The following is a 20,628-nucleotide window of genomic DNA, read 5'->3' as shown; positions in this document are numbered from 1 at the left end:
GCCGAAGGGAGCCAAGCCGAAGGGAGCCAAGCCGAAGGGAGCCAAGCCGAAGGGAGCCAAGTCGAAGGAAGCGATGCCGAAGTGGCGGGGTTTTAAACCCAATTTTCCGATAACTTATATGTTATGAGTTCATCCCCGCCGAACCCATTGATCTTATATATATGTGGGTTGTGAACACCCTAACGAAAAAATCTCCAAACTCCCCCCTTCCATAAAAGGAGGGTTAGGGGGGATAAAACCCACTCCTAAACCGCATTCTGCCATCTTTGACCATACTGTTAAAAAAAAAGTTTTTCCAAAGTGATATGAAATCTGATCGATGTGGGTATGTTTTATCTAGAAGCAAAAAAACACTAACCTCTACTAAACAGGAACTAAACCAATGAATAACACATTTAAAGCTAACCTCATCAAATCTCTCGCTAACAAAAAAGGAAACAAAGGTTTCACTTTAATTGAACTTTTAGTCGTTGTAATTATTATCGGTGTATTAGCAGCGATCGCCTTACCTAACCTCTTAGGACAAGTTGGTAAAGCTCGTGAGTCTGAAGCTAAGACTACTATCGGTGCATTAAATCGCGCTCAACAAGGTTTCTTCACTGAAAAGTCAGCATTTGCTACCTCTACAGATGAAGTTGAAGTACCTATCGGTAATGAAAAATACTACGTTATTGCTATTGAAGCAAATGGTGTTCAATTCGCTCAGGGTAGTCAAGATCCAGTCGCTGCTGCAGGAGTTCCTAGTGCTACTGATGCCGCTATTGCTAATGGTAAGAATGGAACCAGGGACTATGCCGGAGCCGTAAGCTACGATCAGATCAATCGCTCATTCGCAACTGTTGTCTGTCGCTCTACAGATAAACCTGCTCAATATGTGTTAGCAACTGGTGCTGCTGGTATAGCGGCGACTACATCTGGTGTTGTCGGTGACGGTATAGTCGTTGGGTGCGCTGCTACTGGTGTAGAAGAAGTCAAGTAAGTTTAAGACCTAGGCAACCTTTGCTTAATCTAAATATCGACAGGTGGTTAGTGTTAATGTTTCCACCTGTTTTTATTTTTTTTAGTGGTTTTTTAGGGGGGAGAAGTAATATAATTCAGATATGACATGGGAAATTGAATACACAAACGAATTTGGTAAATGGTGGGACGCACTCAGCGAGAAAGAGCAGAACAATATTGTGGTTGTGGTCAACCTTTTGTCAGACAAGGGTTCTAATCTTCCATTTCCTTACTCTTCAGGGATTGTGGGGTCTAAACATTCTCAAATGCGAGAGTTGCGGGTGCAAAGTGGCGGAAAACCTTTAAGGATTTTTTATGTTTTCGACCCAAGACGGACAGCCATCTTGCTTATTGGGGGAGATAAAACGGGAGATGACCGATTCTACCAGAAATACATTCCCATTGCTGACAGGTTATATGACATTTATCTAGAAGAGATTGAAAAGGAGGGCTTACTATGAGTGGACACCATAAATTTTCCCAACTGACTGAGCAGTTTTCTGAGGAACGCCAAGCCGAAATCGCCCAAAAAACTGCCCAACTCCAGGCAGAAATGGAACTTAGTGAGTTTTTGCAATTAGAAGAACGAGAAAAAAAAATATTAGCAATTTCCTTAGATGAGGATATTTTAGAATGGTTTAAAAATCAGGGACAAGGCTATCAAATCCTGATTAATAATGTTCTTCGTTCTTATGTTAATGCTCAACAAAAGAAAACACATTAAAGCTAACTGAAGAAGTCAAGTAAGATTTCTCCTCATCCGTAATTCTTGCTTAATCTTAATAATAACAGGTGGTTAGTGTTTAAGTTTCCACCTGTTTTTATTTTTTTTTGTTGTGTGTGTTAGACTGTATTATGTGAAGTCAAAAATTTGAAAAATGCTCAAGGAATGCAATGACAAAATCAAGTCAGAATCCTCAAGGAATATTTGCTCCCTATATGCAACATTACGGACAAATACCTTCAGAACAATTAAACAAAAATCAACCACTAATGGAACGTCTAAAAAAATGGATAGAAGAAACTGAAGCCGAAAAAATTACAGAAGAAGAAGCTAAAGCAAGAGAGCAACAATGGGAAGAATTCAAAGAAATTATTGATAGTTTTAGACCTGCTGGACACAAACTTTATAAAGAGGAATGATTATTTTTATCGAATGTTTGGGTTTAAAACCCCGCCACTTCGGCATCGCTCCCTTCGGCTTGGCTCAGGGCAAGCAGTGCATCGCGTTTTAGGGCGGCTTTATATTAAGTTTTGTGTGTTTTACAAAATCACTTGGCATTTAATAAAACGATACGTTAATATAAAAAGGCAACATAGCAAAGGTCGAAATGCTTAATCTCACTTACAACTATAAACTAAAACCAACTAAACAGCAAATAGAAATAATTGAACATAATTTAACTGTTTGTAAATCTGTTTGGAATCATGCTTTGTATGAGAGAAAACTTTGGTATAACTCTCGTAGTTGTAAGATAAATATGTGTTCACTCCATAGTGAATATATTGTAAAACCTTTTGAATCCCCTAACTATCATAATCAATCAGCTAAATTAACTTTAGCCAAGAAAAATAATGCTTTTCTAAAATCAGGTAATGCTCAAGCAATGCAGCAAACTCTAAGAAAATTAGATAGAGCATTTAACGACATGAGAAGTAAAAACATGGGACTTCCTAGATATAAAAAGAGTATGAAATCTTTTAATATTTTAGGAAAAATTTCTCTAGAAGAAAATCATATTGAAATGCCTTTACTTAAAAAAGTAAAAGTAATTAAATCTAGAGAGATACCAGAAGGATTTAAGATTAAGCAAATTCAAATCATTAAAAAAGCATCTGGATATTATGCGAATTTAATGATTGAACTCGATGTTAATGTTCCTCAACCTACTCCTCACAGTCATGCTGTAGGAATAGATGTAGGCATTCTTAGTATGTTGTCAACCTCCGATGGTTTAGTTATTCCAAGGCCTAAGTTTCTAGATAAAGCACTGCGTAAGATTAAATTACTACAAAGAAAGCTTAAAAAGAAAATGTTAGGTTCTAACAACTGGAAAAAACTACAACATCGTATAGCGTTATTACATGAAGCAGTAGCAAACAGACGTAAAAACTATCACTTCAAACTAGCTCATCAACTCTGTAAAGATGTGGGAATGATATTTGTAGAAGATATCAATTTCATCTCTTGGAGTAAAGGTTTATTCCGCAAACAATCTTTAGATATGGGATTAGGTAACTTTTTTACTATCTTAGAATATGTTTGTAGTCAAACCGATACTTACTTTGCCAAAGTTGATAAAAACTACACATCTCAAATATGCCCTAATTGTGGAACACATACAGGTAAAAAAGAGTTAAGTGAAAGAGTCCATCATTGTAATGAATGTAGATTTGAAATTGATAGAGACATTGCTGCTTCAATGATAATAAGGGATAGAGGTTTAAATCTTGTTGCGGCCGGTACGTCCGTGACTTAACACCTCGACTACGCTCGGTGTTAAAGCTGAGCGAAGCCGAAGCTTTAAGTTGCTTTTGGAGGCGTTCTAGCGGGGGCAGAAATGTCTAGTGTCGAGCCTGTGAAAAAAGAATCCACTCGCCTTTAGGCAGTGGAGGTTCAACAGAAGCAAAACGTCCTAAACCCAATCAAAAAGTCATGGACAAGCTAAAGCTATATAAATGGGAGATAGCAACAGCTTGACTAAAAAGAATATTATTGGCTTGATTATCAATGGACAATTGACAATTGACAATTGACAATTGGTTAATTTGGTTTAAAACCTCCTCTTTTAAGGGGAGAAATTAAAAAATTTTTCCTTATTTTCAATCCTCTACCTTTTAGGTAGAGGTAATTGTCAATTGTCAATTGTCCATTGTCAATTGTCAATTGTTGAAGAATCTAAAAGTTTGTCTATTCTGGCATAAATATCTTGAGAACTTCCTGCTTTTCTCAATCCAACTCCCACAATTAAAATTAAAATATCCTTTGGCTTCACCTGATAAATAATCCGATATCTTTGACCGACTGCTCTAATACTTCGATAACCTTTTAGGTTATCGGTTAAAGCTTTGCCTTGTTGTTCTGGATTAGATTTGAGCTTTTCAATTCGCTCCCTGAGTTTTTGGAGATGTCGCTGATCTTTAATTTCTGAGAGCATCTCTAATGCTAATGGGGTCAAACGAATGCTATATTCTTGTTCCTGAGTCATAATCCAAGTTGCGTTTTAGCATCTTCCCAACTGATAGTTTCTCCCTTCTCTGCTTGAGCAATACTCTCTTGTAATTGTCGTGCAAAGGTAGCATCAGAAAGGATACTGATAGTTTCTTGGAGAGACTCAAATTGCTCGTAACTCATTGCCGCCATCACAGGTTTACCGTGTTTGGTAATTATGATAGGTTCATCCATGATTTCATCGGCTAATTCTAAGAACTTTTGTCTGGCTTCTGTGATGGGTAGATACTTGGTCATAGTAAATGTACGTTAAAATGTACAGTTATATTGTATCACCTATGATTTTATAAAAAAATCTGACAAAACCCTTTTCAATTTTTGGAAGTTGTGTTAGCCTAGTATAAGTGAAAAAAAAACGCGGGTGTAGTTTAGTGGTAAAACCTTAGCCTTCCAAGCTAATGATAGGGGTTCGATTCCCCTCACCCGCTTCCTCAATGTCTGGTAAGTCTAAGGGTTTGCGTAATCTCAAAGCCTTAGCATTAACTTAATTTATCAAATCATCAAAAAATGTTAAGCAGGTAGGATGTAGCAAATTTCACTTACCTGTACAATGGAGAATGGAATATTCTAAAGAAACCTATGAACGAGAATGCGGTGTCTAGTCAGCGTACTGCTGATAAGGTAGAAATATCGATTCACCTCGATGCAGATGTCTTAGAACAGCTTAAGCATCTGACAAACGATCCCAGTCGTATTATAGAAACGGCCATTAAACAATGGCTACAAGGTGAGGGTGACAGAGATGATGATTTGACCCGCACATTTCGCCGTAACCCTCCCCTCCCACCGAGAGGAGAGTGGAACGATTAAAGCTTTTCTGGTCAGTAGTAGGGTGTGATGTGAATTTAACAGTAATTTAGGGGCGCAAATTTTGCGCTCCTAAAACCTCTGTAATTCTGTCCCAAGTTTCTATGGGGTTAGTTGATGTGACTAAGTGCATTCCGGCCTCTGCAAACCGTTGAAATGCGGCCTCTGCTTGAGGGGTAAAATCAACAATATTAGGAATGACAACGGGAGAAGTACAATCTTCCAATAAATAAACTTTTTGGGCTAACTTTGGGTCTTTGATTTGTATTTCTTTGAGTAAATCATCTACTGTCCAAGCAACACAGTGACTTTTGGCTTGCCCCGCAATTATAATGATATCAAAATTTAGTAATTGTTGCAAAAATCGAGTATTTTTGTGAGCAATGATTTCTCCTTGTTCATTGGTTAAAACTTCAGGACTTAAGACAGAATAATTTTCGGTTAAGGGGTTATTTCCTTTGAGTTCAAAATGAGTTTGACTATGACGGGCTATATTATGAAAAAATAGGGCTTCTTCTACGGATGAAACTAAGGCGTGTCCGATACCTCCTAACATAGAATGATAGGGCCATATCGTTAAGGGAAATTTTCCGTCCTCTGTTAGCTTTTTAACATAAAATTGAGTATATTTCTGTAAAGTTTCGTACTTAATATTTAGATTATTAGCAATTGTTGGATTCACTTTCCAGATACCTTGTTGAATATCTTCTAGATGAATCATGGTAACAGCAGGTTGAGGATTTTCTCCTGCATCATTAACCCAAAAAATTGGGTGAAAAATTTGCATTGCTGTGTGGGTGTCCATTGTTGGTGCAATGGTGGTAATGATCCCTAAATTATGATAAATAAACTCACATAATCTAATATTATCTTTTATTGCTCCATTGCCTGATTTTCCTGCTACAAATAACTCAAAATCAGGAAGGCAAAAGGTATTTTGTGCATCAATAATTAAGAGGATTATTTTAGTTTTATCTTCTGCTGAGGGTTTGATATTATGATGTTTTGCCCACTGTTTAGCTTCAATAGCTCTTGTTTGATAAGGAACTCGCCAAACTTTATCAACGTTTTGAGGAGCGAAAAATGAAGGAACATCTAATTGATTCATCTTGATAAATAAAACTTGGTGGGTTACGGTGGATAGAAAATTAAACGGTTTATATTTTGATTTTTTGCCACCTAACCCACCCTACTATACTATTAAAATAATCAAGTATTAACTAATCATCAACTTTAGTTTTTTCTTGTTTTTTCTGATATTCAATAATTCCCTGACGAAACCCTAAAACAACTAAAATATTAGAGATACTAAGCCAAGATTCTGCGCTACCATGTAACCAATCAATATTAGCTAATGCTTCCCCGTAATGAATTCTAGCATAAATTCCTGCTGGAATTGTTACCCCAACAAACACTAATAAAACATAGAAACCAATTAATGCTAATTTAGGGGTTTCTTGACAACGGGTAAGAAACCATAAAAAACCAAGATAGGGAAATAAAGAAACAGCAAATAATGTATCTTTAGAGAACATAATTAACGCCTAAAATCAAGAAATATTTTGACGAGAAGACCGAAAAATCCACCAAGCAGCCAAACAAAGGGTACAATTTCCTATGACTGTCATTGCTGCTTGAACTGTTACCAACCAAGTCAAAGATTCAGCATTATCAAAAAAATGCCAAGTACAAGCACACATAGCACTAATTAAAGCAGGTAACATTCCCCAAGAAAGCGATCGCCAATAAAACTTATCACTAACTTCAGCAAAAGTCCAGACAAACCAAATAGCAACTGTCCATTCAATGACACTAGAAACATGAACCATCCAGGTTGGAATTGAGAGAGCATTCATAAGCCATTAACTAATAATTAACTATCGAGATTCTAACCATTCAATCACTTTTTTACCAAGATTTGTGCCATCAAGACGATCAATTTCTCTAATTCCCGTTGGACTGGTAACATTCACCTCAGTTAAGTAACCACCAATGACATCAATACCCACAAAATATAAACCATTTTGCCGTAATCTAGGGCCAACAATCGCACAAATTTCCTGCTCTCTGGGGGTAATTTCTGTTTTTTCAACCCGTCCCCCTACTGCCATATTTCCTCTAAATTCCTGACCCGTTGGCACTCTATTTACAGCCCCAATAGGTTCACCATCTAAGAGAATAATCCGTTTATCGCCGTCCTTAGCTGCTGGCAGAAATTCCTGAATCATCACAGGTTCTTGGCCCTGGTGGGTACTCACTTCAATAATAGAATTAAAATTGCGATCGCTAGGTTCTAAAAACAAAATTCCTTCCCCTGCTTTACCCCCCAAAGGTTTCAAAACAGCCTGTTTTTTCTCCTCAACAAATCGCCGAATAATTGCCTTATCTTGACTCACCACCGTTTCCGGCATCACCGAGTAAAATTGTAAAGTGTACATCTTCTCATTTGCTTCCCGTAACCCTTGAGGAGAATTAATCACCAAAGTTTTTTCAGGATCAATTAATTCGAGGATATAAGTGGCATAGAGGTAACGAATAGTCACGGGTGGGTCTTTCCTCATAAACACCGCGTCCATGTCTTCTAGACACCTTAAAACCGCCTCAGAAACGTTATACCAATGAGGGGAACTAACCCAGCGTCCATCCTGCAATTCAACGGGGGTTAGTTGTATTTGAGATAACAGGCCCCACCCTTTCCCGTTAATGACGCTGAGTTGATGAACTTCTGTCACCCAAACTTCATGGCCCAAAGCTTGGGCCGCTTCCATCATGGCCACACTGCTGTCATGGCCTGGATCAAGTTTGGCTAAAGGATCAATAATAAAGGCTAATTTCATCCGGCCACCGATGTTTGTAATAACGGATCTAGTTTACCCTGGGATTCTAGAGAATATATGTCATCACAGCCACCAATATGCTGATCGTTGATAAAAATTTGTGGTAGACTACGACGGCCCTTTGCTCTTTCTGCCATCACTTCTCGCGCTTCGTCGTCTCCATCAATACAATATTCTGTAAATTCAACCCCTTTTTTGACTAATAGTGCTTTGGCCCGAATACAGAAAGGACAGGTACTCCAAGTATAAATTTCAACGTTAGGTGTCATTTTTTGGCTCAAGTGTTAAAGTTTCTATTAATTGTACTCTTTTCCCACCGTCCATTGTCACCTTAAAAGTCAATTTGATCAGCCATAATATAAGCGAACGTATGCTGTCTCAAGAATATCTTCTTATTAAAAGCCATGATGAAAATTACTTGTCTGAGTTTAACCAGTTTATTAACTGCGGTGGGTTTATCCTTTCCCGTACAAGCGGAAAATTTCAACCATCTTAATCAGTTATTGTCTACAAAACAATGTCAATTATGTGATTTAAGTGGTTCAGGTTTAGTGATGGCAGATCTTTCAGGAGCATCTTTGATCGGTGCTAATTTAGCAGGAGCAAATCTTTCTCAGGCCAATTTAGCGGGGGCTGATCTTCGGGGAGCAAATTTAAGTGGAGCGTCTTTATATGGGGCGAATTTAACGGGGGCCAATTTAAGCAGTGCCATCTTTAATGGAACAGATTTACGGGAAGCTTATTTAACCAATGCTAACCTAATGGGAACCAATTTACAGCAAGCTTATGTACAAGGAGCAAAAGGCATTGCTAATAATGCGGCAACCCCTGAATTATTTTATGGATGGGGATTAATTGAAACGAAAGAAGGGAATTATCGAGAAGCCATTGAAAATCATAATAAAGCTTTGATGTTAAATCCTGAATTTGCCCCTGCTTATTTAGCGAGAGGCTATGCTTTATTACGTTTAGGGAATGAAGAAGGCGCGATTCTTAATGCGAAAATGGCTTCTGAATTGTATGAGAAACAGGAAGATATTCAAGGGAAAGAAACCTCTGAGAATTTTGTTAAAAATATTGAGGCATTTCAAGAAGCAAGAAAGAAGGATCGTGGCAATCCACAATTAGACAGCATTGTTAGGGGAGTTGCGGGTTTGATGTTACAATTTTTGCTGAAAGGCGGTATTTAACCGTTAAGTCAGCCAGTATTTTAAAAATATAATCTACGATTTTTGATGGAGAGAAAGGATAAGCATGGCACAATTTAACCCCTTAAACAATTGGAAAATTCAAGGACAAAAATGGTTGCGTAATCATTTAATTGACATCGTTCATATTAATGATTGTACAACTCAAATTCAACAATTCCCCTTAAATTTGGGAGGAATTCCTACCCCAGAAATTAGGCAAATGTCATCCGTTCATCTTCCTGATCCTGTCCTTATTGATGCTTATTCTCTGCCGCCTATTTATACGGCAACTCTCAACAATATTCTGTATTATTCGACTTATAATTGTCTTTTTACTTCCTCCCGAAAACTGATTTTAGAATCCGCTGGTTATTTAGGGTATGAATTAAAATTAGAAAAGTTTAGCTTAAGAACTTTATATCTTAAGCCAGTTGAAAAATTATCTGGTACTTATAGTATTTATCGGGCAATTAATCGTCCTACTAATTATTATCATTCACTGATTGATTATCTACCTAGGGTTTATTTGTTAGATCAGCCTGACTATCAAAATCAACCCATTAAGTTATTATTATCTAGTCCCCCTACTAATATTGAAAATTTCTTTTTACAAAAACTATTGCCTAAAAATATTGAGCTTTGTATGGTTGATTCTCAGAAAATTTATGAGTTAGAAACGGTTGTTTTTCCCAGTATTATGACCCGTCCCAGAGCAGGTTATCTTCCTCAACCTTATCTTGAATACTTATTAAAAAAAATTGCACCTAAAAGACCAAGAAATAAAATAAATCGTATTTTTATATCGAGAGAAAAAGCTAAGAATAGACGAATTATCAATGAGGATAAATTGTTAGAAATTATTGCAAAATATGGGTTTAAAAAATATTGCTTAGAAACCTTATCTGTTGAAGAACAAATTGAATTATTTTATGATGCTGATTCAGTAATTGCGCCTCATGGTGCTGGCTTAGCAAATCTGATATTTTCTCGTCAAGTTAATGTCTTAGAACTATTTGCAGAACCCAAAGTTTTACCTCATTATTATTATCTTTGTCAAGCTTTAGACCATCGTTATGACTATTGTTTTGCTGAGTATAATTCTCCTCAAAAACTAAATGGATTTTCTGTTAATCTTCAAGGGATTTATAACTATTTAGAAACATTAAACTAGCTATTAAGCTAAAGTCTGTTTTTACAAAAAATGCTGCATAAGCAGCATTTTTTACAGACCTAATAAAAAAGTTTGCTAATAAACCTTGGTAGTCTTTTTTCTAGTCGAGAAACGAGTCTATAATCATCGAAAAAGCCTCGTAAACTCGGAATCTCTTGCCAATTTTCACAGGAAGTTCCCTTCGCTTTATTGCCATAACCAGGCCGATATTGTCCTTCTTGGGGATAAATAACTACTCGATCTTCTTGAGTTCCTAACCAAGCTCCCCACCAAGAAAAAGTAGAATAGGAACAGATAAAATGACGACATTGAGTCATCAAAAATAAATCTTCATAGTTTTGATTTCCCGTGACAAAAAAGGGATTATCAGCTACCCCTTCTAATAATTGTTTAGCTCGTTCTGGTTCATCAGAAAAAATGACAATAGAATTTTTATTAGGAATGTATGAGAGAGCTTTTTTATAATAACCGCGTCTCATTGGTGGTCTTTTTAACTGTCCTACTACATCCCCAAACCGTAAATGGATGCCCACAGAATCGGTAAAATCAAACTCTTTAAACTTATCTTGAATAGATGCAATTTTTTCGGGTTGAAATGAAAACCATTGACGCACTAACTCCGATTTATGATAATATTTTTCTGATTGAAAATACCCAAAAATCTCAGTGTTATCTTCTATATTTAGCGCGTCAGCACTAAATCCAGGATTATTAGATTCTTGTCGATAATGTTTAGTAATACCTTCCGGTTGACTAACACGCTCATCTTGATCATTCAGGGTAAATAATAACTCACCTTGCCAAGATGGACAATAAAATTTAACCCCTAAGCGGTTGGCCGTACTCCGTAAAAAGGCATACTGAAACATTTTATTTCCTAAACGAACATTGTAACCAAGGGTGGGAAATGAAATCATGTTAGGTGATTCTTGAACTAAACGTCTAGCAATTACTGATAATCATCTTAATCCTAGATGTCTAGCTTGATCAACATTTTCCCTACAGAGTCAAACAAGGTTGATTTAAGGCTAACTTATCTTGTAACAATTGAGTTAAGATCGGTAAGGCACTAGGTTCTGATAGGGTTAATGCTTTAATACCTGTTAGTTTCTCCACTAATTCTACCCCTGATGAGGTGCTAGTGGCGATCCCTGTAATCAGATCGGGCATAAACCCAAACCCCTGACAAACTCCTACCACTGCATAGGGATCTGAGGCACATAATACAGTAAAACAAATTTGATCTTTCAGTTCTTCTAAGACCACAGACCCATTATAAGGCTCCAAGGGAGAGGCCCCTGCTTCTACAACCGCTACATCTGGGTTTTCAACTGCCATCATACTCAATAATTGACGTACTGACATCCGAAATTCTTCGGGGGGTGCAACAGAAGACGGTAAACCCACATCCACAAAATCAAAAATGCGATCAGCCCCAGCATCTCCCATTGATAGCACATCTCGATAACGTCCGGCCCCTGTTAATTTGGCGGCGACAACTTTTAAGCCTAACTGTTTTAATTGATGAATAATAACCCGGGCCGCCGTAGTTTTTCCCGCTGACATTGATGTACCAATAATCATGATGGTGGGGCATTCATAAGGGATATTGCGAATAACTGGCGCAAAATCTTTCATACAAACTTTGTGGTGATTTCGTATTACATGGCCCCGATATTGAAGGGAGGTGATCGGCGGTAATAAATAAGACTTTGAGGTAACTTTACCAAACAAACCCGCACAAGTCATATTGTCCATGCGGCCATCTTCCTCAATAGACTGCCATTCTCCCACAGCTTCTAAAGTCGCTCGTCTGATGCCAAAAGCCCCAATAATGCGATCGCCTGGTAATAAGCTTGCTAAGCGTCCATTGGTCAGTTCTACTGTAGCATTGGGGGACACAGGGGACAAGACTTCCCCCACTACATAATCACCCGTTTCCCATTGTTTTCTGGGCAAAGAAACCACATCAAATGGTTGCAGTTTGAGATCAGAAATACGGGTTAAAGAACTATATAAATAAGGAGGGTTGAAAAGGTTAGTATTCATGATTTTTCTGCCTAATTTATAGTTTTGGTAGGGGCGAAGGGCCGCTCGCCCCTACATCATCACAACAAAGGAGGATCAAGTAACAACCGGGCCAACAAAGCTGATCGCTCTGCTAAAGTATCAACATAGATAAACTCTCCAGGAGAATGGGCCGCGTCTCCTACTGCCCCTAAACCGTCTAATGTGGGGGCATAACGGTTAGTGGTATTACCATCCGAACCCCCTCCTGCGGTGGCTTCTGTAAGGTCTAAACCCAACTCAGAAGCCATATTATAAGCCTGTTGCCAGAGTTTTTCACTTTCTGGGGTTTTTTCCATCGGGGGTCGTCCGATACCTCCTGTAATGATTAATTGTGTGCCTGGGGTGGTGGGTTGTAAACTGAGTATTTGAGACTCAATAAATTGGGCATCTTTTTGATGGAGTACCCGCACATCAACCACGGCCTGACTTTCAGGGGCGATCACATTGGAACGAATACCCCCGTCAATGGTTCCCACATTAACGGTAATGCCTTTTTCGGGGTTATTGAGGGCAAATAATTGTTGAATGACAAAGGATAATTCTAAAATAGCACTCGCGCCTTTTTCCGGTTCTAACCCTGCATGGGCCGCTTTTCCGACGACTTTGATCGTAAAACGTCCCACCCCTTTACGACGGGTTTTTAACTGTCCCGTTTCCCCTAAAGAGGGTTCCATGACAAAGACGCGATCGCATCCTTGGACTAATTTACGAATATAAGGGGTAGACTCTTTACTGCCTATTTCTTCATCGGAGTTGATTAAAAAAACAGGGGTTACAGTTGGTATAAAATCACAGTATAAAAGACTTTCTAAGGCGAAAATAGTTTGTATTAATCCTCCTTTCATATCATAAACACCGGGGCCATAAAGTTTGCCATTTTGTTGTATTAATGGCATAGTTCTTAAGGTTCCCAAGGGCCAAACCGTATCACAATGACCTAATAAAAGTTGTCGGGGTTGTGATTTAATGCGGTGTTTTGGAGTTGCTAAGAGGTGTCCTCCGTTAGTTTTGCCAGGAATAAGACGCACCCGATAATTACGGGTTTCTAGGGCATTTTTAAGTAAAGATAAGACCTGTTTTTGAGCAGTGGGAACCGTTGAAGGAGACTCGGCTAAAACTAACTGTTTTAAAAGTTCTACCATTTCCCCTTGACGACTGTGGAGATAGTCTAACAGTCGTTTAGAAATTTGGGAATTTAGGGTAGATGTTAACATTTTTGTAACTATTAACTATTAACTATTAACTCTTAACTATCAAATATCAATTAATAATTATTAACTATTAATTATTAATTAATTATTCACCGTTTAAACCCGGCATGAAAGGGGAAGGAAAAGCTATGATTAATGGTTGTATAGCGTCCAGGAGAGAGATAAACTAAGAGAGGAACATCGAGTAAAATATCTTGGTCATCTCGATCGCAACGTCTTAAAGCTGCTGTTTGTACCTGCGCGGCTGCAATTTTTCCGACAATTAAGCTATTTTCCCCAAAACCGTCTATGATACGGTCTAATTGGCATTCTAGGAACAAATAACCTTGCTGTAGTAACACTCCGTCAACGGTTGAAGCAGGGAAAGTCGGCAAAACCGATAAGCTAGGTTTGTGATCATGGTCACAACGGGGGGCGGCTGCTAAACTAGCGAATAGAACTTGATCAGGTTGAGGAAAACTGACAGTAAAAGCCTTTTCACGGCGAATATTTTGATAAGTGCCATGACGAGGGGTACAGATAAAGCCAAAATAATTATCCCATCCGAAGGGCATGGCCAAATGTTTCGGGGCAAGATCATAACTGCCGTCTGCTTCCTTCGTCCCAATAATAACCAAAGGCGCAACAGAAAAGAAACGATCCCATAAAGGTTTGTTAAGATCTAGATTAATTAGGCGATCGCTGGTAATAGGAGACATGACCCCTACCTCCCTAATGCTTCGGAGGCCAAATATAGGCTATCTCAATCCTAGATAAAATCAGCTTGAAAAAACCAAATTTTCCGCCTAAAGTTACAATTTTTCTCAATTTTTTAGACTTCTTAATAATTCGGCAAAAAAATGGCCGGATCATTCCGGCACCCCAATACAAGGGTCTTTTTTAAGCAATTTCATCTTTTATAACCCTTTAGTCTTGGTTTGACTCAGGATAACGGGGATGAATTTGTTCTGCTTCGGGACAATCATCAGAGACAGTAATATCAGAATTATATCGGGAAACAGAGGCCAGCTTTTGACTGACTGCCCCAATACTTTCAAGTCTCACCATTTCTTCCCAAGAACTAATTTCGTCGTCTTCTTCGGTTTCATAACGAATGGTAACTAAGTCCCCTTCCAAAGAAACAATAGTCGCTGCCTCGATCCAACGTTGTTGATCCCGCAAGAAAAGACAAACCTCTCGGTTTTCTGTACAGAGTTGATAAATCTTGCGGTGTAGCATAGATCTCTCCTTCGCAGGTAACATTCGTTTATGACTTTACCTTAACATTAAAGATTCACAAGATGCTACGTCAAGAAGGCTGTTTTTGAGAATTTTTTCAGTTTTGGCCCTTCCTTCCTTGGGGGTGAAGGAAAAATTGCCCGATGAGAGAGGTTTGATCTCACTAGCGATCGCCATAATGAACCACCCGAAAGCCGATATCATAAAGAGAGGCAAAGGGATCAAACTTATCCCGATAAGCGGAACGACATTTGCGGGGGCCGCTATTCCATGATCCTCCTCTAACAACCCGTTTCGTTTCATCCCCTGCTATGATCCAAGGGGTTCCGTTGTCAGGGGCATTCTCATAATTAGGATGCCAACCATCTTCGCACCATTCTCGGACATTACCATACATATCATATAAACCAAACCCATTGGCCACCCCAAAAAAGCCCACAGAGGTTGTTGTACGTCTATCTTCTCCTAAAGGGCCTTTTCCATAAGAACCCTGACTACAAATTTTCCCTTGATATTCCCAGTCTATCCCTGAATAGTTGGCTAAATCAGTGGTGATCGTTTCGCCAAAATGAAAAGGGGTGTTAGTATTAGCCCGACAAGCATATTCCCATTGAGCCTCACTGGGGAGATAATAAGAACGCTTACTATATTGGGAGAGTCTGGCACAAAATTCTAGAGCATCATACCAAGATACTTGTTCTACTGGATGATCAAGGCCAGCAAAACTTGACGGATGGGAGGTTAAGGGTTGTTTAACAGTCGGGAAATTTGCTACAGTTTGCCATTGTCCTTGGGTGATAGGATATTTACTGATCCAGAAAGGTTTAAGAGTAACGAGATGTTGGGGCGTTTGGGAGGAAAAACAACCCTCCTCGGTTTTGAGGGAACCCATATAAAAGATTCCCCCAGGAATGGCTACCATATCTAAGGTGATACCATGCTCTAATTGCTCCAGGAAATAAAGGGTTTTTTGGCGATCGCGTTGGATAATTTCGCCTTGGGGGTTGACTGTGACAACCTCAAATTCATAGGAGGATAGTGTAGTTGTCATGAAATTCGGTGATGAGAAGGTTAGTAAAAAGCTTTCTATTTATCGGAGTTTTCAGGATAGAATACCACAGTTGAGCAACAGGCAAAAGGCAGATCTCGACTACGCTCGATAACCAGATCTCGACTACGCTCGATAACCAGATCTCGACTACGCGGCAATTGAATTTCGACTTCGCGGCAATTGAGCGAAGTCGAAATTCGATAACCAGATCTCGACTACGCTCGATAACCAGGTAAAAGGAAAATAGAAAGATGCGAATTTTATTAATTGAAGATGAATCAGGAATTGCTCAATTTATTAGTCAAGGACTCAAAGAAATTGGTTATATAGTTAGTGTGGCTGAAGATGGGAAAGAAGGGAAAGATTATGTAGAAATGTCCGAGTATGACATCATTATTTTAGATATTATGCTGCCCAAAATTGACGGATTACAATTACTTCAAGAAATTCGTCAGCAACGGATTTTAACCCCTGTTTTGTTACTAACTGCTAGAGATCGGATTGAAGATCGGGTTAAAGGCCTTGATTATGGGGCAGATGACTACTTAGTAAAACCCTTTGCTTTTTCTGAATTATTAGCCCGTTTACGGGCCTTACAACGTCGTCCCCCGTTGCAAGTTAATACCCTTTTACAGTTAGCTGATTTAACCATGGATTTACCCACAAGAGAAGTGAGACGGGGGAGCCAATTAATTGAGTTGAGTCCCTTAGAATTTAAACTGTTAGAATATTTATTACGCAATGCAAATCAAGTATTAAGTCGGACACAAATTGGGGAACACGTTTGGAATTTAGATTTTTATAGTGAATCCAATGTAGTCGATGTTTATGTAGGATATTTACGACGAAAAATTGATCGAGATTTTGACACACCTTTATTACATACTATACGAGGAGTCGGTTATTGTTTAAAATGCCCTTAATCAGAATCATTAATCAGCAGCGGACTCGCTTTAATAAAATGACCTTAAGGGTTCGTTTAACTGCTTGGTATATCTTGTTATTAGGGGTAACTTTAGGGTTGTTTAGTGTTTATTTATATGGTCTATTAAAACATAATCTTTCTCGGCAAATGGACACTTCTTTAGAGGTAACAGCCTCAGAAACCCTTAATCTTCTTGTTGAGCAAAAAGGAAAAATTAAACTTAAGCATACTTTAGGATCTGATTCAGTTATTCATAATCTAACTGAAGCTGGTTTTATGGTGCGTTTAACTTCTAGAGATGGTAATGTTTGGGATGGGTTTGGACACTATCAATTATTACCACAATTTCTCCCTAAAACTATAGGCTACACTAATATTAAAATTAAGGATCAATTATGGCGAATTTATAATTTAGAAATCTCTCTTTTAAATACTCAAGGTTGGTTACAAATCGGTCAACCTTTGCAATCAGTATCAAAAACATTAGACCATCTATTGATATTAATGTTGTTGAGTTTTCCCCTAGTTTTAATGATTGCTGCTTGCGGAGGATTATTTTTAGCTGATCGCGCTTTAATTCCCATTGAGCGCATTATTCGCACCGCAGAAGCGATTAATAGGGATGAAATTACTTGCCGTATTAACTATCAAGGTTCTCTCGATGAAGTTGGAAGATTAGCGAATACTTTAGACCGAATGTTAGATCGATTACAAGCAGCTTTAGATCATGAAAGACGGTTTATTGCTGATGCTTCCCATGAACTTCGTACACCCTTAACAGTAATAAAAGGACGCATTGGTGTAACCTTAAGTCGTCTCCGAACTCCTGAAGAATATGTTAACACTTTACAACAGCTAGATCAAGAAGTTGATCGCTTAATTCGCTTAGCAAATGGTTTATTATTTTTAACTCGTTTAGAACAAGAAACTTTAACCAATCAAACCGTAAATTTAAGCAACTTATTAGAGATTTTAGTAGAACAATTAGCTCCTTTAGCTGAAGAAAAAAACATTGAAATCATTCAAAATATTGAGCTTGATTTAATTATTTATGGTCATTCAGATTATTTAACCAGTCTGTTTTTAAATCTCTTAGACAATGCCATTAAATATACCCCTAATCAGGGAATAATTACGGTAAAGACAGCTTTAGTAGAGCAAGGGGTAAACATCGTTATTAGTAATACAGGAGTAGGGATTTCTCCCCAATACTTACCCCATCTTTTTGAGCGATTTTATCGAGTAGAAGAAGCTCGTTCTCGACAAACTGGAGGGGCAGGATTAGGCTTAGCTATTGCTTACGAAATCGCCCGTTTACATCAAGGATTGATTACCGTTCAAAGTCAAACCAATAACATAACAACCTTCACCGTTTATTTGCCAGTTCAATGATAATATATAGCATTTCCACTCTTGTTTTCAAAGAATGAATTAGAATAAGTTTGAATTGATCACAGAACAAGAACCATGTTATCCATACCCATACCCATTATCCAACGCACCCTAGGAACCATCGGCTGCACCCTGGCCGTCATCATTGGTATAACCACCCTCAAAGCCATTCCTAAAACGGCTCAGGCTCAAACTGCACCCCCACCCCCCAATAGTCCCCTAACCGTTCGTTCCGACATCCAAGAAGCTAATTCAGAAACCGGAGTCGTCACCGCCAGAGGAAACGTGCAAATATTCTATCCTTCCCGTAATATTCAAGGAACATCAGCCCAAGCCCAATATTTTAGCAGAGAACGCCGTTTAGTTCTCACAGGCAACGTTTATGTCCTCCAAGAAGGAAATAGTATGCGGGCCGAAACCATGACCTATTTAATTGATGAAGGACGCTTTATTTCCACCCCAGAATCTGCTCAACAGGTAGAATCAATATACTTAGTCACCGAGGCGGAAAATGCGCCCCCAGAACCCGCCCCCGTTTCTCCTGCCCCTGTCTTCGATACTCCCTTGCCTACCCCCGACTTCTAAGCTAAACTATGACACTCATTTTAGAAAACATCCATAAAGCCTACGGAAAACGCCAAGTTGTCAACCGAGTTAACATCAAAGTTGCCCCTGGTGAAATTGTGGGACTCCTCGGCCCTAATGGGGCCGGCAAAACAACAACCTTTTATATTGCGACTGGCCTCGTCAAACCCAATAAAGGCAAAGTTTGGCTTAACCAAAAAGAAGTCACCCGCTTACCCCTAAATAGAAGGGCCCGCCTCGGTATTGGTTATATGACTCAACAGGCCAGCATTTTTCGTCATTTGAGTGTCTTAGAAAATATTCAATTAGCCCTGGAACAAACTAACGTCCCCTTGCGACAACGAACCCAACGCCTCTGTGATCTCTTAAGAGAGTTTCGCCTGGAAAAAATCGCTCATACCCAAGGCTCTCAAGTCTCAGGGGGAGAAAGACGCAGGACAGAATTAGCCAGATCTTTAGCGGTGGGCCAAGATGGGCCAGATTTCTTATTATTAGATGAACCTTTTGCTGGAGTTGACCCCATTGCTGTCTCAGAAATTCAAACCATGATCGCTCAATTACGCGATCGCTCAATGGGAATTTTAATCACGGATCACAATGTGCGAGAAACCCTGGCCATTACCAACCGCGCCTATATTATGCGGGATGGTCAAATTTTAGCGGCAGGTAGTGCCGAAGAACTTTATAACAATTCCCTAGTGCGACAGTATTATTTAGGGGAGAACTTCCAACTCTAAACCCACACATCTTATGGATATCGGCCAAGCAAACCCCGTTAAAATCAAGTTAAAATCCCAGATCCCTGGCCTCTCGATCATGGATCGTTACCTGTTTCTCGAACTCCTCTTACCATTTTTGTTTGGAATGGGGATTTTTACCTCTCTGGGCCTTTCCATTGGGACATTATTCGATCTGGTACGTCGTGTTACTGAGTCAGGACTTCTCCTTTCTGTGGCCCTAAAAATTCTCTTATTAAAAATGCCAGGATTTATTAGTCTGGCCTTTCCTATGGGAATGTTACTCGCTTCTTTGATGGCCTATAGTCGTTTATCTAGTGATAGTGAACTTATTGCCCTCAGAAGTTTAGGGATCAGTGTTTATCGTTTGGTGATTCCTGCAATTTTATTTAGTTTAGTGGTGACAGGATTTGCCTTTGTGGTTAATGACTGGGTGGCCCCGGCCGCTACCCATGAAGCTGCTGTTACGTTAGAAAGGGCAGTTAATCAAGAACGTCCTGATTTTAAAGAACGTAATATTGTTTATCCTGAATATAAAACGATTCAAGATGAAGATGGTCAAGATGTATCTGTCTTAACCAGGCTATTTTATGCTGAAGAATACAATGGGCAAAATATGGAAGGGTTGACTATTTTGGATCGTAGCCAAGAAGATGTTAACCAAATTGTCACCGCCCAATCAGCTACTTGGAATCTTTCAACGAATACCTGGGATTTTTTTAATGGGACGGTTTATATTATTGCTCCCGATGGTTCCTATCGTAATATTGTACGCTTTGAACATCAACAATTAGCCTTACCTCGCGCCCCCTTAGATTTGGCAAATCGTCGCCAAAATTTCACAGAAATGAGTATTAGTGAAACGAGAGAATATCTCCAAGCGATGAAATTAAGCGGCGATGAGAAACGGGTGCGAAAAGTACAAGTGCGTTTACAAGAAAAGTATGCTTTACCATTTGTTTGCTTAGTTTTTGGCCTGGTAGGGGCCGCTGTTGGAGTCAGACCCCAAAATACTAATAAAGCGACCAGTTTTGGGATTTGTGTTGGCCTGATTTTTGCCTATTATCTGCTCTCTTTCGTGGCTAGTTCCCTCGGTATTTGGGGTATTTTAAGTCCATTTTTCGGGGCCTGGTTGCCGAATCTTTTGGGATTGGGCGCAGGTGGTTTATTATTAGTTCAATCAGCAAGTTTACGATAATCTGT

The 20,628-nt window shown here is 38.9% G+C and carries 26 protein-coding genes and 1 tRNA gene; 14 read left to right on the top strand and 13 right to left on the bottom strand.

The window, feature by feature from the left end; translation table 11 throughout:
• Positions 1-382: 382 nt before the first annotated feature.
• The 5 genes from VB691_RS12030 (at position 383) to VB691_RS12010 (ending at position 3,479) form a co-directional block, all read left to right on the top strand.
• Positions 383-979, top strand: a complete 597-nt coding sequence (locus tag VB691_RS12030) for a type IV pilin-like G/H family protein (protein ID WP_323291733.1) — start codon at positions 383-385, stop codon at positions 977-979.
• Between the two features lie 121 nt (positions 980-1,100).
• On the top strand, positions 1,101-1,460 hold the full coding sequence (locus VB691_RS12025; RefSeq protein ID WP_323291732.1) for a type II toxin-antitoxin system RelE/ParE family toxin: 360 nt from the start codon (positions 1,101-1,103) through the stop codon (positions 1,458-1,460).
• Positions 1,457-1,723, top strand: a complete 267-nt coding sequence (locus VB691_RS12020) for a BrnA antitoxin family protein (RefSeq protein WP_323291731.1) — start codon at positions 1,457-1,459, stop codon at positions 1,721-1,723. Before VB691_RS12025 ends, VB691_RS12020 begins: the two co-directional genes overlap by 4 nt.
• Positions 1,724-1,893: 170 nt before the next feature.
• Complete coding sequence (locus VB691_RS12015; RefSeq protein ID WP_323291730.1) at positions 1,894-2,142, top strand: hypothetical protein; 249 nt, start codon at positions 1,894-1,896, stop codon at positions 2,140-2,142.
• A gap of 188 nt (positions 2,143-2,330) precedes the next feature.
• The gene (locus VB691_RS12010; RefSeq protein WP_323291729.1) at positions 2,331-3,479 is read left to right on the top strand and encodes a transposase; all 1,149 of its coding nucleotides are present in this window, start codon (positions 2,331-2,333) and stop codon (positions 3,477-3,479) included.
• A gap of 396 nt (positions 3,480-3,875) precedes the next feature.
• Here the strand turns inward: VB691_RS12010 and VB691_RS12005 are convergent, their stop codons facing one another.
• Together VB691_RS12005 and VB691_RS12000 are read right to left on the bottom strand one after the other, a co-directional pair.
• Positions 3,876-4,208 (bottom strand): type II toxin-antitoxin system RelE/ParE family toxin, encoded by a 333-nt coding sequence (locus VB691_RS12005; protein ID WP_323291728.1) that lies wholly within the window; start codon positions 4,206-4,208, stop codon positions 3,876-3,878.
• On the bottom strand, positions 4,205-4,468 hold the full coding sequence (locus VB691_RS12000; protein ID WP_323291727.1) for a type II toxin-antitoxin system Phd/YefM family antitoxin: 264 nt from the start codon (positions 4,466-4,468) through the stop codon (positions 4,205-4,207). Before VB691_RS12000 ends, VB691_RS12005 begins: the two co-directional genes overlap by 4 nt.
• A 120-nt stretch (positions 4,469-4,588) precedes the next feature.
• On the opposite strand from VB691_RS12000, the gene VB691_RS11995 reads away from it, so the two are divergent.
• Positions 4,589-4,659: transfer RNA gene (locus VB691_RS11995), tRNA-Gly, on the top strand.
• Positions 4,660-4,810: 151 nt separating this feature from the next.
• Entirely contained in the window at positions 4,811-5,041 is a 231-nt protein-coding gene (locus VB691_RS11990) for a hypothetical protein (protein WP_323291726.1), read from the top strand.
• A 46-nt stretch (positions 5,042-5,087) separates the two neighbouring features.
• On the opposite strand, the gene VB691_RS11985 is transcribed toward VB691_RS11990, so the two are convergent.
• The 5 genes from VB691_RS11985 to grxC form a co-directional block, all read right to left on the bottom strand.
• A complete protein-coding gene (locus tag VB691_RS11985) occupies positions 5,088-6,146 on the bottom strand; it encodes an isochorismatase (protein ID WP_323291725.1) in 1,059 nt (352 codons plus the stop codon).
• A 112-nt stretch (positions 6,147-6,258) separates the two neighbouring features.
• The gene (locus VB691_RS11980) at positions 6,259-6,573 is read right to left on the bottom strand and encodes a DUF3593 domain-containing protein (RefSeq protein WP_323291724.1); all 315 of its coding nucleotides are present in this window, start codon (positions 6,571-6,573) and stop codon (positions 6,259-6,261) included.
• Between the two features lie 15 nt (positions 6,574-6,588).
• Positions 6,589-6,894: a DUF2499 domain-containing protein gene (locus VB691_RS11975; RefSeq protein WP_323291723.1), complete on the bottom strand. Its 306-nt coding sequence runs from the start codon at positions 6,892-6,894 to the stop codon at positions 6,589-6,591.
• 21 nt (positions 6,895-6,915) lie between these two features.
• Positions 6,916-7,875: a glutathione synthase gene (gene gshB / locus VB691_RS11970; protein WP_323291722.1), complete on the bottom strand. Its 960-nt coding sequence runs from the start codon at positions 7,873-7,875 to the stop codon at positions 6,916-6,918.
• Positions 7,872-8,144: a glutaredoxin 3 gene (gene grxC / locus VB691_RS11965; RefSeq protein ID WP_323291721.1), complete on the bottom strand. Its 273-nt coding sequence runs from the start codon at positions 8,142-8,144 to the stop codon at positions 7,872-7,874. The genes gshB and grxC overlap by 4 nt, the downstream gene beginning before the upstream one ends.
• 135 nt (positions 8,145-8,279) lie before the next feature.
• On the opposite strand from grxC, the gene VB691_RS11960 reads away from it, so the two are divergent.
• Entirely contained in the window at positions 8,280-9,065 is a 786-nt protein-coding gene (locus VB691_RS11960; protein ID WP_323291720.1) for a pentapeptide repeat-containing protein, read from the top strand.
• 64 nt (positions 9,066-9,129) lie between these two features.
• Positions 9,130-10,236, top strand: coding sequence for a glycosyltransferase family 61 protein (locus tag VB691_RS11955; RefSeq protein WP_323291719.1), 1,107 nt, complete (start codon positions 9,130-9,132; stop codon positions 10,234-10,236).
• Positions 10,237-10,295: 59 nt separating this feature from the next.
• On the opposite strand, the gene VB691_RS11950 is transcribed toward VB691_RS11955, so the two are convergent.
• From VB691_RS11950 to VB691_RS11925, 6 genes are all read right to left on the bottom strand, one after another.
• Positions 10,296-11,153 (bottom strand): alpha-1,2-fucosyltransferase, encoded by an 858-nt coding sequence (locus VB691_RS11950; RefSeq protein ID WP_323291718.1) that lies wholly within the window; start codon positions 11,151-11,153, stop codon positions 10,296-10,298.
• Between the two features lie 82 nt (positions 11,154-11,235).
• Complete coding sequence (locus tag VB691_RS11945) at positions 11,236-12,285, bottom strand: hypothetical protein (RefSeq protein ID WP_323291717.1); 1,050 nt, start codon at positions 12,283-12,285, stop codon at positions 11,236-11,238.
• A gap of 59 nt (positions 12,286-12,344) precedes the next feature.
• On the bottom strand, positions 12,345-13,520 hold the full coding sequence (locus VB691_RS11940; RefSeq protein ID WP_323291716.1) for a M20 family metallopeptidase: 1,176 nt from the start codon (positions 13,518-13,520) through the stop codon (positions 12,345-12,347).
• Positions 13,521-13,606: 86 nt separating this feature from the next.
• Positions 13,607-14,215 (bottom strand): flavin reductase, encoded by a 609-nt coding sequence (locus VB691_RS11935; RefSeq protein ID WP_323291715.1) that lies wholly within the window; start codon positions 14,213-14,215, stop codon positions 13,607-13,609.
• A 208-nt stretch (positions 14,216-14,423) separates the two neighbouring features.
• The gene (locus VB691_RS11930) at positions 14,424-14,735 is read right to left on the bottom strand and encodes a DUF6679 family protein (RefSeq protein ID WP_323291714.1); all 312 of its coding nucleotides are present in this window, start codon (positions 14,733-14,735) and stop codon (positions 14,424-14,426) included.
• 163 nt (positions 14,736-14,898) lie between these two features.
• Complete coding sequence (locus VB691_RS11925) at positions 14,899-15,786, bottom strand: formylglycine-generating enzyme family protein (RefSeq protein WP_323291713.1); 888 nt, start codon at positions 15,784-15,786, stop codon at positions 14,899-14,901.
• 251 nt (positions 15,787-16,037) lie between these two features.
• Here VB691_RS11925 and VB691_RS11920 point away from each other — a divergent pair, with 251 nt between their 5' ends.
• From VB691_RS11920 to VB691_RS11900, 5 genes are all read left to right on the top strand, one after another.
• Positions 16,038-16,709, top strand: a complete 672-nt coding sequence (locus VB691_RS11920; protein ID WP_323291712.1) for a response regulator transcription factor — start codon at positions 16,038-16,040, stop codon at positions 16,707-16,709.
• Positions 16,700-18,103, top strand: coding sequence for a sensor histidine kinase (locus VB691_RS11915; protein WP_323291711.1), 1,404 nt, complete (start codon positions 16,700-16,702; stop codon positions 18,101-18,103). The genes VB691_RS11920 and VB691_RS11915 overlap by 10 nt, the downstream gene beginning before the upstream one ends.
• A 75-nt stretch (positions 18,104-18,178) precedes the next feature.
• Positions 18,179-18,688, top strand: coding sequence for an LptA/OstA family protein (locus VB691_RS11910; RefSeq protein WP_323291710.1), 510 nt, complete (start codon positions 18,179-18,181; stop codon positions 18,686-18,688).
• 8 nt (positions 18,689-18,696) lie between these two features.
• A complete protein-coding gene (lptB, locus tag VB691_RS11905; protein WP_323291709.1) occupies positions 18,697-19,425 on the top strand; it encodes an LPS export ABC transporter ATP-binding protein in 729 nt (242 codons plus the stop codon).
• A 13-nt stretch (positions 19,426-19,438) separates the two neighbouring features.
• Entirely contained in the window at positions 19,439-20,623 is a 1,185-nt protein-coding gene (locus VB691_RS11900; protein WP_323291708.1) for an LptF/LptG family permease, read from the top strand.
• Positions 20,624-20,628: the final 5 nt, after the last annotated feature.

It is taken from the genome of Crocosphaera sp. XPORK-15E (genome assembly GCF_034931425.1).
Classification (GTDB): Bacteria; Cyanobacteriota; Cyanobacteriia; order Cyanobacteriales; family Microcystaceae; genus UHCC-0190.
Note: the sequence above shows the minus strand (reverse complement) of the source record. Positions and strands in the feature narration are given on the sequence as shown.

What these genes read in the sequence shown, in the direction of transcription:
- lptB (WP_323291709.1), top strand. Translation starts at nt 18,697, where the DNA reads ATGACACTCATTTTAGAAAACATCCATAAAGCCTACGGAAAACGCCAA.
- VB691_RS11940 (WP_323291716.1), bottom strand. Translation starts at nt 13,520, where the DNA reads ATGTTAACATCTACCCTAAATTCCCAAATTTCTAAACGACTGTTAGAC.
- VB691_RS12025 (WP_323291732.1), top strand. Translation starts at nt 1,101, where the DNA reads ATGACATGGGAAATTGAATACACAAACGAATTTGGTAAATGGTGGGAC.
- VB691_RS11960 (WP_323291720.1), top strand. Translation starts at nt 8,280, where the DNA reads ATGATGAAAATTACTTGTCTGAGTTTAACCAGTTTATTAACTGCGGTG.
- VB691_RS11935 (WP_323291715.1), bottom strand. Translation starts at nt 14,215, where the DNA reads ATGTCTCCTATTACCAGCGATCGCCTAATTAATCTAGATCTTAACAAA.
- VB691_RS11920 (WP_323291712.1), top strand. Translation starts at nt 16,038, where the DNA reads ATGCGAATTTTATTAATTGAAGATGAATCAGGAATTGCTCAATTTATT.
- VB691_RS12005 (WP_323291728.1), bottom strand. Translation starts at nt 4,208, where the DNA reads ATGACTCAGGAACAAGAATATAGCATTCGTTTGACCCCATTAGCATTA.
- VB691_RS11915 (WP_323291711.1), top strand. Translation starts at nt 16,700, where the DNA reads ATGCCCTTAATCAGAATCATTAATCAGCAGCGGACTCGCTTTAATAAA.
- VB691_RS11930 (WP_323291714.1), bottom strand. Translation starts at nt 14,735, where the DNA reads ATGCTACACCGCAAGATTTATCAACTCTGTACAGAAAACCGAGAGGTT.
- VB691_RS11910 (WP_323291710.1), top strand. Translation starts at nt 18,179, where the DNA reads ATGTTATCCATACCCATACCCATTATCCAACGCACCCTAGGAACCATC.
- VB691_RS12015 (WP_323291730.1), top strand. Translation starts at nt 1,894, where the DNA reads ATGACAAAATCAAGTCAGAATCCTCAAGGAATATTTGCTCCCTATATG.
- gshB (WP_323291722.1), bottom strand. Translation starts at nt 7,875, where the DNA reads ATGAAATTAGCCTTTATTATTGATCCTTTAGCCAAACTTGATCCAGGC.
- VB691_RS11900 (WP_323291708.1), top strand. Translation starts at nt 19,439, where the DNA reads ATGGATATCGGCCAAGCAAACCCCGTTAAAATCAAGTTAAAATCCCAG.
- VB691_RS11990 (WP_323291726.1), top strand. Translation starts at nt 4,811, where the DNA reads ATGAACGAGAATGCGGTGTCTAGTCAGCGTACTGCTGATAAGGTAGAA.
- VB691_RS11950 (WP_323291718.1), bottom strand. Translation starts at nt 11,153, where the DNA reads ATGATTTCATTTCCCACCCTTGGTTACAATGTTCGTTTAGGAAATAAA.
- VB691_RS11985 (WP_323291725.1), bottom strand. Translation starts at nt 6,146, where the DNA reads ATGAATCAATTAGATGTTCCTTCATTTTTCGCTCCTCAAAACGTTGAT.
- VB691_RS11955 (WP_323291719.1), top strand. Translation starts at nt 9,130, where the DNA reads ATGGCACAATTTAACCCCTTAAACAATTGGAAAATTCAAGGACAAAAA.
- VB691_RS11925 (WP_323291713.1), bottom strand. Translation starts at nt 15,786, where the DNA reads ATGACAACTACACTATCCTCCTATGAATTTGAGGTTGTCACAGTCAAC.
- VB691_RS12000 (WP_323291727.1), bottom strand. Translation starts at nt 4,468, where the DNA reads ATGACCAAGTATCTACCCATCACAGAAGCCAGACAAAAGTTCTTAGAA.
- VB691_RS12030 (WP_323291733.1), top strand. Translation starts at nt 383, where the DNA reads ATGAATAACACATTTAAAGCTAACCTCATCAAATCTCTCGCTAACAAA.
- VB691_RS11975 (WP_323291723.1), bottom strand. Translation starts at nt 6,894, where the DNA reads ATGAATGCTCTCTCAATTCCAACCTGGATGGTTCATGTTTCTAGTGTC.
- VB691_RS12020 (WP_323291731.1), top strand. Translation starts at nt 1,457, where the DNA reads ATGAGTGGACACCATAAATTTTCCCAACTGACTGAGCAGTTTTCTGAG.
- VB691_RS11980 (WP_323291724.1), bottom strand. Translation starts at nt 6,573, where the DNA reads ATGTTCTCTAAAGATACATTATTTGCTGTTTCTTTATTTCCCTATCTT.
- VB691_RS11945 (WP_323291717.1), bottom strand. Translation starts at nt 12,285, where the DNA reads ATGAATACTAACCTTTTCAACCCTCCTTATTTATATAGTTCTTTAACC.
- VB691_RS12010 (WP_323291729.1), top strand. Translation starts at nt 2,331, where the DNA reads ATGCTTAATCTCACTTACAACTATAAACTAAAACCAACTAAACAGCAA.
- grxC (WP_323291721.1), bottom strand. Translation starts at nt 8,144, where the DNA reads ATGACACCTAACGTTGAAATTTATACTTGGAGTACCTGTCCTTTCTGT.